Source organism: Rhodococcus sp. C26F, assembly GCF_053345925.1.
In genome coordinates, this window is record NZ_JBKFBA010000007.1 from 25919 (window position 1) to 37564 (window position 11646).

Here is an 11646-nt window from a genome sequence, read left to right on the forward strand (position 1 = left end):
AAATGTGGATTGAGCAGTGCAAATGCAGTCTCCGCTATTCGGGAATATCGGAAATTGCGGTCGGCTCCACGCGGTCGATTCCGTTCACGCGGTGCCGGAATTCGCTCGACGCGTTGTACACGCGAAGCTTGAGACGGTTGATCGAACCCAGCGGCCGATGGGCGGCGAGCCCCGTCCACGAATTGAACGACACGACGTCTTCGGCGTAGTCACGCAACGCCTTGCTGCTCGTGTCCTGGCGAGGAATCCGGATTCGGGCCACCGGGACATGCCGTGACTCGTCCGCAGACCAGTGCACGGTGGCATCCTCGATCGGCATCTTCTCCGGATCGGTGCAGAGTTGGACGCGAACCTCGTAGTCGGCGCCGCTGTGCGCGAAGAACTTCTCGACGGACAGGCGATGGGCGTCGTCACCCGCACTGCTCGGAATACGTTGGCCGGTGAGGGCTTTGACCGAATCGGACAGGGGAGTGATGCACACCTTGGCGACGTGATCGCCGTAGCGCAGTGGCGCCGCCGAATGGTAGGTCTCGCCGAGGACGTGGGTGTTCGGTCGCGCGAACAGGAGCACCCCTGTCGGAAGGCGGACGTGCAGGGGAACGGCGACGCGCGCCGCGCCGCGGGCGAGCACGCAGGCTGCACGGAGCAGGGGATCGGGTGTACGCGCGAGGACCTTCGCGAGTCGCATCCCCTTACCCGCATACGAACGCACATCGGCGAACGGGAACGTATCGCTGTTCACGAGGATGAAATCCTGGGTGCTGTGGCCGTCCGGGACGATCCGTTCGCCGGTCACGCCGATCACTTTGATGGCCATTCCGCGGACGCCGCGAATCTGATCGCTGCGAATCGCTCCGGCCGTGCTCGACAGGCGAATGAGTACCGGATATGTCCGGGCTTTCGCGAACAATCCCTGCCGATACGGTTGCGGAAGATTCGGATATACGGCGAGTTCTCCCCGCATGACGCCGAGCCCTTTGGCATGGGCGTCGCGGATCGCGTGCTTGTATTTCTCGGCCGCCCATTCGTTGTTGCGGTGCAGCGACTCGACGATCCGCTCGATCAGGGCGTCTTCGTCGGGGTCGCGGCGTTCCAGGTCGTCGCGGTAGCGGACGAAGGTAGGAGCGAGTTTCGGGTGGGCCGTGGAACTGGTGAGAGACATGAGTTCTCCGATGGTCGGGACCTGCCGTTCCGTGAATACGAGTTTGGCGCGACCGACGTCCCGGGGCGTGAGTAGTGGTGTACTCGAATTCGAGATGACCCATCACCCCGATTTGTGTGGAATCAGCCCCGCTGAGCGGGGTCGAATCCACTGAAGATCGTCGAAGGAGTGAACCGCATGCGTCCGACCGGCATCACCACGAACATCAACGTCCCGGACATCGAAGGAGCGCGGAGCTTCTATACGGACTATCTGGGGCTGAGCGTCGAAGAGATGAACCTCGGATGGGTCGCGCGGTTCACCACTCCCGATGGTCGTGCCGTCGTCCAGTTGGTCAGCGGTGACGAGAGTGCTCCCGTGGACTCGGCGATCTCCGTCCACGTCGGCGACGAGGTGGAAGCCGCCTACGAGGAGGCGCAGCGTCGCGGGTTCGAAATCGTGTATCCGCTGACGACGGAGCCGTGGGGAGTGCGGCGGTTCTTCGTGCGCGCACCGGACGGCACGGTCGTCAACGTCGTCAGCCACTCCGACGACCCGCGGTAGATAGGCGTCCGATTCCTCTTTCCTGAACATCGGTGTACGAGTTACGGTGGTTCCGGCAGCACTGTTCGACTCAGCGGCAGACGTGAGCACGCCCGCGCCGTCGCGTGCGGAGGTCCGATCGACATGGCCACCTATACATTCGACGTCTTCACCAGCCTCGACGGATTCGGCACCGCGGTGGACTGGCCCGGATATTGGGGGAAGGAAGGACCCGAACTCGTCGAGAGTCGTGCGGAGGCATTCGGGGCGGATCGGATCCTTGTCCTCGGTGCCGACACCTACCGCGACTTCTATCGCATCGTGCAGTCCGGAGACGACCCGACGTTCGACCTCATCAACGCGGCAAGGAAGGTCGTCGTCTCCAAGACGCTCGAGGAGCCGCTGGAATGGTCGAACACGACGCTCGTCGCGGATGATGCCGTCTCGGCGATCCCGCGGTTGAAGGCCGAATCGGACGTGCCGCTGTGGTCGCACGGAAGTTTGTCGATGAACCGGGCGTTGATGGAAGCGGGGCTCGTGGACAGGCTCGTGATCACGGTCTTCCCGGTGATCACGGGGACCAGAGGTCGTGATCCGGTGTTCGTGCCGGGTGCGGAGTTCGATCTCGAACTCCTCGACGCACGACTATTCGACGGTCGCGTCCAGCAACTGACATACGCCCCGGCCCTTCACGAACGGAACTGAACGTCGAACAGAGGATCAGCACGATGTCGGATAGTGCTCTGAACCGATTCGCCGACGAGAAGGTCGTGCAACTCCAGACGCGTAAGCGCGACGGCACATGGGTGGACACCCCCGTCAACCTCGTCGTCGAAGCCGATCACGCCTACTTCCGCACGCCGGGTAAGGCGTCGAAGAACAAACGGTTACACAACTACCCCGAGGTCCGCATCCGTCCCTGCACGTGGTCGGGTAAGCCGACAGGCGCACCCGCGAAGGCGACCGCGCGGTTGTTGTCCGGCGACGAGTCGAAGCACGCCGGTGAGCTCATCGACAAGAAGTACCCGGTCGTGCAGCACGTCGGCGTCCACCTCGCGCATCGGCTGATGCGGACGTCGACGTTGCACTACGAGCTGACCGACATCACCGAGCTGTAGGTACATCAACCGGGATCACCGTGCGTGGCGCATCCGGAACATGCGTTTCGCGATCCTCATGTCCCGCTCGGGAGTGTCGACCGCGAACAGGGCCAGCGGGGCGCGGAACCGTTCCACCGTCACCGCGTGCGGCCGGCTGAACTCGCGCAGGCCGTCGGCACCGTGGATCCTGCCGAACCCCGACTCGCCGATACCGCCGAAGGGAAGAGCGGGTACCGCGCCGAAACTGAAGACACTGTTCACCGCGACTGCGCCACTACGGATCCGGCGTGCTGCCTCCAGACCCCGCTTCTTGCGACGTGTGAACACCGCTGCGCCCAGACCGTAGTGCGTGCCGTTGGCCCGTTCGATGGCTTCGTCGAGGTCGCGGACCGGATCGACGACCACGGTCGGCCCGAAGGTTTCCTCCTGAACAGCGGGGGAATCGTCCGGCACGTCCTGCAGGATGACGGGTTCGATATATCGCTCCCGGACGGAATCGAGACTGCCCATGACGGCCGTTGCACCGTGGTCCAGCGCCTCGCGGAGGTGACGGCGCACCACCTCGACCTGTCGCGGCAACGTCATCGGACCGTACGTGGCGGTGTCCTCGGGGCCAGGACGGGCGCGGGAGAGGGCAGCGGTAAGTTTGTCGACGAACTGCTGGTAAACCGGTTCGGCGACATAGATTCGTTCGACACTCGCGCATGCCTGTCCTGCGTTCAGGACCGTGCCGAACGCAGCAGCTTCCGCAGCCTTGTCGAGGTCGGCGTCCTCGGCGACGATCACGGCGTCCTTACCGCCGCATTCGGCGACCATGGGCGTCAACGTCTCGGCGCATACGGCCATCACCTTCCGTGCCGTGGCACCGGAGCCGGTGAAGGCGATCTTGTCGACGCCGGCACGTGCGAGCGACGCGCCCGTGTCGCCGAAGCCGGTGATCACCTGCAGGACCGGATGGTCGGGGACCACAGAATTCCACGTCGTCTCGAACCAGGTACCGACTCCGGGTGTCAGTTCGGACGGCTTGAACACCACCGCGTTGCCTGCAGCGAGTGCGTAGGAGATCGAGCCCATCGGAGTGAATGCGGGGAAGTTCCATGGGCCGATCACTCCGACGACGCCGAGAGGCAGATACTCGAGGATCGCCTTCTGGTTCATCGACGGCATAGAGGAGGAGACGCGCCGTGGTCGAAGAATCCTCGAGGCGTTCCTTGCGGCCCAGTCGAGGTGTTCGACGGTGAGCATCACCTCGACGAAACCGTCGTCGTGAGGCTTTCCGGTTTCGGCGGAGATGAGTGATGCCAGTGAATCAGCCTCGGCGGCAATGGCTTTCTTGAACTCGAGGAGAACCTCACGTCGACCGCGGAAACCGATTCCGTCCCACCACTGGGCGGCGGAGTGGGCACGCTCGACAGCCACCGCAACTTCTGTGGCATTGGTGATGCGATACATGCCCAGGGTGGTCCCGTCGCGCGGATCGACACTGGTGAACATGTGATCGGACTCGGTGGCGTCGGACAGCGCGGGTGCTTCGATGTCGTGGCTCATGGCGAACGCATCCTTCGTCGAGATCACGTCGGACCTAACGGCGTGGTCTAGTGGGCGGATACTCGATGCGGCGCCAAGAAGAAGCGTATCCCCGCGGTTCCTAGACAGTCCAGATGATGTACCGGAACCGATTTGTGTGGCTGCGACCCCGGATAGCGGGGCTGAAACCACATAAACAAGATCAGGCCGGTACCGATCCCCGCTGCTTGTATGCCACGATCAAACCCGCCGCCGCTATCACCTGACCGATCATCAGAGCCGTAGGCAAAGCGATCAGCTCCCAGCCGGTCGACGCGAAGCCGAATGCCCACACCACGATGGCCGCGGCTAAGGCCACTGTTGTCACGTGACCGAGCGCCATGAGGGCCGTCGCGCCTCCGCGGGTGCGTTGCTGAAAAACACAGGCCATGCCGACGACGGCTCCGACGAAGGAACAGGGCAATCCGATCAGTGTCGGAAGCGCCACCAGAAGTCCGAAATACGGACCGAGCTCGACCACACCGGACACGAACAGTTGAGGCACGACGAAGAGCAGCATCCCTACTGTGCACAACACCGAGACGATCGACACGGCCCGGAGCGTCTTCATGGAGTGAACGTAACGGACGAAGTGGACGATGTACCGGAACCGATTCGGGTGGGTTCGACCCCGGATAGCGGGGCTGAGTCCACATTAATCAGCTCAGACCGAGGTCGATCGCGGCGAGTCCTGCTTGGGTGCGGTTGTGGACGTCGAGCTTGGTGTACACGTGCTCGACGTGATTGCGGGTCGTCTTGTGGGCGATACCCAGCTCGTCGGCGATCTGCCGGTTCGAATAACCCAGAGCGACGAGTCTGAGGATCTCCACCTCGCGACCCGTCAGTCCCGCAGGCCAGGGCGCGCGTCGCTTCGTCGGGTGCCCCGCCGCGAGCAGCACGGCCTCGACCGCTTCCGTGTCGAACCGGCCTGCTTGTGCGTCGCGGCACATCCGGGCGGCCGTGGCCTCGGCCGTCAGAGCTCTACGGTGCGGTCGAGGTTCTCGTAGCCGCTGGTAGGTTTCCGCCGCGACGAGGATCCGCGCCGTCACGCCCAGGTCGGCGGCCCGGAGTCCGCCGGGATATCCGGAGCCGTCGAGTCGCTCGCGGTGCGTCACAGCGACGGCGACGACGGCCTCCAGCCCACCGACGCGGCTGAGGATCCGTCCGGTCAGATACGGATACAAGCGGACCCGCTCCCATTCCGCGGTGGTGAGCGGACCGACCTTCTCCCAGATCTGATTGGGCACACCCATCCGCCCCAGTCCGTGCACGAGACCCGCGCGGTAGAGGAGTTCGACCTCCGCGACCGGAAGTCCGCGATGCCGGCCCGCGGCCGCCGCCAGATCCGCCACGCGTCTCGAATGCCCCAACAGGTAAGGACATTTGAGGTCGACGAAATCCGCCATCGCACGCAACATCTCGTCCAGCTCGGGTCTGCTCAGGGTGTAGTCGTGATCGGATGCCTGCGCGAGCGCCGTAGACCACGCGTCCTGTTCGAGCACACCCGCCGTGATGGCGTCGACGTCGTCGACGAACACCTGCGCCACGCGCGGGCCGAACTGGGTTCCGCTTCGCGCACGAGCGACAGTGACCGCCTGCGCGGACCCACCGAGACGGACGTACACCTCGGCGACGTCGGCCAACTGCACGATCTGCATCTCGACAGGAATCTCGTCACCGCGAACGCCAGAAGGTAGCCCCGCACCGTCCCAGCGCTCGAAGGTGAAGGTCAGCATCGCGCTCACCCGAGGGTCCAGCCCGACGCGATCGGAGAGAACACTTGCGGACCCGCAGTGGGACCGGATGAGATCGGACACCTGCCGGCGCGCGGTGAACAGGAAGGCCGTGGCGTGGAGGAAGCGCTCGGCGTACGGCAGTCCCCGCCCGCTGTGCCCCATCAGCATGCGGAAGAAGGGGAGTCCCGTCATGTCCACCGCGTAGGTATCGGCGCGGAACGCGATGTCGTCGCCGAACATCCGAGCCAGTTCGTGGGAGTCCGCGTGGCATCCGATCCAGGCCACCAGGTTGGCGTAGAAGACGACGTCCCGCTGGTCGGCGCTCAGTCCCATCCGGTCGGCGATGCGCGTGGCGATCACTGCCGAGCGCAGCATGTGCTCCATCGGCTGACCGAGACCCAGATCGATGGCGAGGGACAGCGCGGCGACCAGTTCCGCCCGTCGCGGACCGTCACCCGTGGACGTCATGGAATCAGTGTCCTCGCACGATGCCCGGTCCGAAAGATGAGGCAGCGGCCTCATGACGTGCGGACGCCGCGAGCACAGGATCGAAGTACCCGCAATCGAGGAGGACGACATGACCATCACCCCGCACGCAGCCGCCCAGCAGTCCTGCGAACTGCCCCGGGTTTCCGGAGAGCGTTTCGCCGGCTACGCCGTGATCGGCGCGCCGTTCGCGAGCGGCCACTATCTCGCGCTGCGCAGATTCCCGACCAACAGCATCGGCGACGGCTTCACATCGGTATGGCATCGCGACCCGGACGGCACATGGACGGTGTACAGCGACGTCCCGGCCGAGCTGAGCTGCCCGCGCTATCTCGGTCGCGCGCTGAGCCGAACCGAGCAGACCGACGTGCGCGCCGAGTGGACCGGCCCGGCCGACCTGCACGTGACGGTCGGTACCGAACTGGAGTGGGACCTCCGGATGACCACCTCGCGGGCGACCACCGTCATGAACGCGGCGGGCAGTCTGATGCCCGACGCCCTCTGGCACAGTCCGACGGTGCTGGCCGCGATGGGTCGCGTCGCCGGACCGGTGCTCGGCGCCGGCCGGATGCGACTCGGTGGGCACCTGCCGAACGGGCAGTGGTTCCGGGCCAACCCGCGGCAACTGTGGGCCGCGCACACCGAGCGTGCCGTCGTCCGTGGAGTGGATCTCGGACCGGAAGGTCCACTGACCCAGCAGGACCGCTTCGGCGACTTCCGGCTCCCGCAGCGGGGATTGTTCGCGACGGTGCAGGTCTGGCTCGAACCGTACGACGCCCGGCGCCACCACCCGGCACGTCCCGACACGGTGTATGCGGACGGCGAGTGATCGGTGGGTGTTCCCGGCGGTAACAGCCTCTGGGGCAGAAGTGCCGCAAGGTTTCGTTCGAAAGTCGAGGCAACTCTTGCGCAAATGACACACAATGGATTTCGGTAACGAGTCGTCAAGTGGGAAAGGCAATTCAAGGTCAATTCACCCGCCCGCTCCGGTCTGCTGACACCTGCGGGAGGCCTGGCGTTTTCGGGATGCGCGATGATCGAAGCAGTCTTGGGAATCCATGCGAGAGACTACGAGCCCGTCGAGGTTCGATCCGTCCCGCCCACACGGACGGACGACGACGCAGGGGGCGGCGTAGAACTCGGAAGACTGCTTGCCGTAGCGACTTTGACGCCTGCGCAGGCCGCGCTGCTCGTCACCGATACGGTCGATCAACTCGAACTCGCGCACACCCGGGGCCACCATCCGATCCGCCTCCGAGGCGACGCCGTGATGGTGTCCGAGGATGGTCAGCTCACCATCGACTGCGTCAAGAACGCGGGCTCCTGGGACGAGGTGCGCGACGCGACGGCCGGACTTCTTCGCCGAATCGTGACGAACTGCCGCAACGAAGCGCTCGAGGAGAGGGTGGACGCGGCGATCGCCGAGTCGTCGGATCTCGTCGGCCTGGCGAGACGCGTTCGTTATGCTGCCGCAACCGAATTCGATGAAACCGAGGTAGGAAGGAAACGATCGCAGATCGCCGCGCTCGTCTCGGTGGTGAAGGGGCATGCTCGTCCGGTGGACGGTACGGCGGAACGGGCAGACGTGCCGCGCGTGACGGAAGAGAGGACCTTCGTCCCGAATCGACGTCGCCCGCCGGCCGGGACGGTGTGGCATCGCAAGAAGCGACGGCTGCCGCGACGCCGGACGGTCATCGCGCTGGTCGCGATCATCGCGCTCGTCGGGCTGGCGTGGGTAGCTCCCGCAGCGTGGTCGGAGCTGAATCGGGGCTGGCACACCCTTCTCGACCCGGTGGACTCGTCGATGGACGACCGGATCGATCCGGTCTCACCACCGCCACCGGTGCCCGAAGCGGCACCAGAGGCGGGCGTGCCGGGTCCCGTCGACACCGGTCTTCCCGCGAACGCCGGACCGATCACGCAGGTCGCCGCGAGCTTCGCGAACGGTCCGTGCGAGCCGGGACGATCGTGCACCGTCCGCGTCGACGTCGGGCTCGACCCCGCGGCGAATATCGGTGCGGTCACGTGGAATCTGACCGTCTACGACCGATGTACGGGCGTGACACTGCCGGGCGGGGCGATCACCCTGCCGGTGCCGGCGGGAAGCCCGGAGGCCTACGGCATCGGAAGCGTCGACATGCCACCCGGGTCGGCACTCGCCGTCGCCGCGGTCACCACCGTTCCTGCAGCGGCCGCGTCCGAGCCGGTGTACGTTCCCACCGAGAATGCCGCCTGCGTGCCCGGGGGCTCTCGTGACGGCGGATAGGCACCCATCCGATCCCTGGCTCGTCACGGCGGCCGTCGCACTGGTCGCTCTCGGCATGCTCAACATGATCTCGACGGGCATGTCGTCGCTCGCAGTGCGTCACGCCCTGCTCGCCGCCGTGGGGATCGGTGCGATGTGGGTGACGTCGCGCATGCGGATCGCCGCTCTGGGCCGTTTCGGGTGGGCGCTGTTCACCGCCTCGGTGGTCCTCCTCGCAGCGGTGCCGCTGGTGGGTATCGCGACCAAGGGCGCTCAACGCTGGCTCGATCTCGGCGTGTTCACCCTGCAGCCCTCCGAGATCGCCAAGCTCGCTTTGGTCATGGTTCCCGCCGCGATACTGGCCGGCGGATACACGCTCGGCAGGTTCGTCGGTGTCCTGATCGTGTCGGCGGTGCCGATCGCCCTGGTGGCGCTGCAACCCGACCTTTCGACCGCCGTGGTGCTCGTGGCGACCGTGCTGCTCATGCTGATCCTGGCGAGAGTCCCGCTGCGGTCGCTGTTCCCGCTGTTCGCGCTCGGGCTCGCCTCGTTGCCGATGGCCGTGCTGTTCCTGCGTCCGTATCAGCTCGAGCGGATCCACGTCTTCCTGTCGAACGACGCCGACCCGCAGGGATCGGGTTGGGCCGCATGGCAGGCGGACATCGCGATCGGCAGTGCGGGGTGGTGGGGCCTCGGCCGCGAACCGGACTACGACCTGCGGGCCCAGTACCTCCCCGAATCGGAACACGACCTCGCCTTCGCGAGTCTCGTGTACGGGTGGGGTCTGGTCGCCGGCATCGCCGTGGTGGCGGCTGTCGTGATCATCGTGTGGCGTTCCGTGGTCGCCGCCCGCGTCGCACGCACCCGGGAGGCGGCACTCGTCGCAGCGGGCATCGGCGGTGTGTTCGGGCTGCACACCGTGGTGTCGGTGGCCCAGAGCCTGTCGCTGCTGCCGCACACCGGCATGCCGATCCCGATTTTCAGCTACGGAGGCACCGCCTCGATCATCGGGTTCGTCTCGATCGGGTTGGTGCTCGCAGTGCGCCGCGACGGGGTGACCCGGCCGCTGTGGGTGACCGAGCCCAAGAAGCGGCGTCTGCCGCGAGGAGTGTCGGTGGGTGCGCTGACGCTGACGGCCTCGCTCGCCGCGATGTCGGTGTTCGCGTGGCAGATGCAGACCGAGCACGGCACCGAGTTCCGCGCGACGAGCGATACCCAAATGCTCCGCTGCATCCGCCTGCCCGCCGAGCGCGGCCAGATCCTCGACCGGACCGGCGTTCCCGTCGCGACCAACGTCGCCGAGTACACCGTCGCCGTGGTCGCCCGGATGTTCGCCGAAGGTGCCCCGTCGGCGCGCTACGAGCTCGCCGCGCTGCTCGGCATGCCCCCGGAGAAGCTCGACGAGGAACTGCGGAGCAGTACCAGCGGGGAGATCCAGGTCGTGCTGGGACGTGTCGGGCCCGAACAGGCCCGGGCGATCGTGGACGCTCGGCTGCCCTGGGTGCTCGTCTACCCGACGGGCCGCAGACAGTACCCGCACGGGGAGATGCTGGCGTCGCTCCTCGGATACGTCGGGATCGCGGACGAGCAGGACATGGAGCTGTGGCCGACACTCGCGCTCGGATCACGGGTCGGCAAGGCCGGGCTCGAGCGGCAGTACGACGCGTTGCTGCGCGGCGTCGACGGCAGGCAGTGCGTCTACGTCGACCCGTCCGGGCGCCCGGTGGGCACGGGGGAGCGGGTGGATCCGATCCGCGGCCACGACCTGCGATTGCACCTCGATCTCGGCATGCAGCAGGCCGCGACCGATGCGCTCGCGCAGACGGTGCGCACCAGCGGAGGCGACCTGGGCGCGGCGGTCGTGATGGACGCCCGCACCGGCGCGGTGCTGGCGCTGGCCAGCGTTCCCGGCTACGACAACAACGTCTACGGACCCCCGGCCGACCTCGCCGCGATCGCGGCGCAGACCGCGGCATCGGGTCCGGGCCGCATGCTCAACCACGCGGTGCAGACGGCAGCGCCACCGGGGTCGACGTTCAAGATCGTCACAGCGTCGACGAACGCGGCGTTCGACGTGCTGTCCCCGGATGCCTTCCTGGCGGGTGGTGCGGCCTACACCTACGGCGGTCACACCTTCGCCAATTGGCAGCCGATGGGCCCGAACAACCTGCTCGGGGCGATCCAGTGGTCCGACAACGTCTACTTCTACCAACTGGCCGACCTTCTCGGTCCCTACCGCATCGCGCAGATCGCTTCCGAGCTCGGCGCGGGTGCCCCCTCGGGAATCGATCTGCCGGCCGAGTCCGCAGGCTTCCTCGGTACCCCGGACAACGTCGAGAGCATCGGAGGTGCCTGGTATCCGGGTTCGACCCTGCTCATGGGTATCGGCCAGGGCACCGTCACGGCAACCCCCATCCAGGTCGCGCGGTGGACGGCGGGTATCGCGTCGGGGCAGATGGTGACGCCGAAGCTCGCTGCCGCCTACGGCCCCGGCGACGCGGTCCCGATTCCTACCGAGAAACCGCGGCCGTTGTCGTTCGCCGACAAGCTCGAACCGGTGCGCGCGGGCATGCGGGCGTCGGCGTCGGNCCGGTCAGCTCGCGAGCCTGCCGGTCACGGCCGCCGCCAAGACCGGCACGGCAGAGGATCCGTCGGCGCCGGGCAAGGGACTCAACGCGTGGTTCTCCGCGGTGGTGCCCGCCGAGTCGCCGGAGGTGGTGGTGACGGCGCTGGTGCGCGGCGGCGGCTTCGGATCGGCCACCTCGGGACCGGTCGTCAAGGGTCTGCTCGAGCGTTACCTCGCACAGCTCCGGACGCCGAATCCCTGAG

Annotated in this window: 9 protein-coding genes and 1 pseudogene; 6 read left to right on the forward strand and 4 right to left on the reverse strand. The window is 66.5% G+C overall.

The features are described from left to right. Nucleotides 1-34 precede the first annotated feature (34 nt). Nucleotides 35-1162 (reverse strand): catalase family protein, encoded by a 1128-nt coding sequence (locus tag ACLBYD_RS10720; protein WP_447816421.1) that lies wholly within the window; start codon nt 1160-1162, stop codon nt 35-37. A 177-nt stretch (nt 1163-1339) separates the two neighbouring features. On the opposite strand from ACLBYD_RS10720, the gene ACLBYD_RS10725 reads away from it, so the two are divergent. From ACLBYD_RS10725 to ACLBYD_RS10735, 3 genes are all read left to right on the forward strand, one after another. After that, the gene (locus ACLBYD_RS10725) at nt 1340-1705 is read left to right on the forward strand and encodes a VOC family protein (RefSeq protein WP_447816422.1); all 366 of its coding nucleotides are present in this window, start codon (nt 1340-1342) and stop codon (nt 1703-1705) included. Between the two features lie 123 nt (nt 1706-1828). Beyond that, the gene (locus ACLBYD_RS10730; protein WP_447816424.1) at nt 1829-2389 is read left to right on the forward strand and encodes a dihydrofolate reductase family protein; all 561 of its coding nucleotides are present in this window, start codon (nt 1829-1831) and stop codon (nt 2387-2389) included. 23 nt (nt 2390-2412) lie between these two features. Then, complete coding sequence (locus ACLBYD_RS10735; RefSeq protein WP_447816425.1) at nt 2413-2802, forward strand: PPOX class F420-dependent oxidoreductase; 390 nt, start codon at nt 2413-2415, stop codon at nt 2800-2802. Nucleotides 2803-2817: 15 nt separating this feature from the next. Here the strand turns inward: ACLBYD_RS10735 and ACLBYD_RS10740 are convergent, their stop codons facing one another. From ACLBYD_RS10740 to ACLBYD_RS10750, 3 genes are all read right to left on the reverse strand, one after another. After that, complete coding sequence (locus tag ACLBYD_RS10740) at nt 2818-4332, reverse strand: aldehyde dehydrogenase family protein (RefSeq protein ID WP_447816426.1); 1515 nt, start codon at nt 4330-4332, stop codon at nt 2818-2820. Nucleotides 4333-4513: 181 nt separating this feature from the next. Then, the gene (locus ACLBYD_RS10745; RefSeq protein WP_447816427.1) at nt 4514-4903 is read right to left on the reverse strand and encodes a hypothetical protein; all 390 of its coding nucleotides are present in this window, start codon (nt 4901-4903) and stop codon (nt 4514-4516) included. Between the two features lie 106 nt (nt 4904-5009). Continuing rightward, nucleotides 5010-6554 carry an HD domain-containing phosphohydrolase gene (locus ACLBYD_RS10750; protein ID WP_447816428.1) on the reverse strand — a complete coding sequence of 515 codons (1545 nt, stop codon included), beginning with the start codon at nt 6552-6554 and terminating at the stop codon, nt 5010-5012. A gap of 109 nt (nt 6555-6663) precedes the next feature. Here ACLBYD_RS10750 and ACLBYD_RS10755 point away from each other — a divergent pair, with 109 nt between their 5' ends. The 3 genes and pseudogenes from ACLBYD_RS10755 (at nt 6664) to ACLBYD_RS10765 (ending at nt 11645) form a co-directional block, all read left to right on the forward strand. Continuing rightward, a complete protein-coding gene (locus ACLBYD_RS10755; RefSeq protein WP_447816429.1) occupies nt 6664-7401 on the forward strand; it encodes a hypothetical protein in 738 nt (245 codons plus the stop codon). A gap of 336 nt (nt 7402-7737) precedes the next feature. After that, a complete protein-coding gene (locus ACLBYD_RS10760) occupies nt 7738-8838 on the forward strand; it encodes a hypothetical protein (protein WP_447816430.1) in 1101 nt (366 codons plus the stop codon). Further along, nucleotides 8798-11645 (forward strand): annotated as a pseudogene (locus ACLBYD_RS10765) (FtsW/RodA/SpoVE family cell cycle protein). The gene ACLBYD_RS10760 and the pseudogene ACLBYD_RS10765 overlap by 41 nt, the downstream one beginning before the upstream one ends. Nucleotide 11646: the final 1 nt, after the last annotated feature.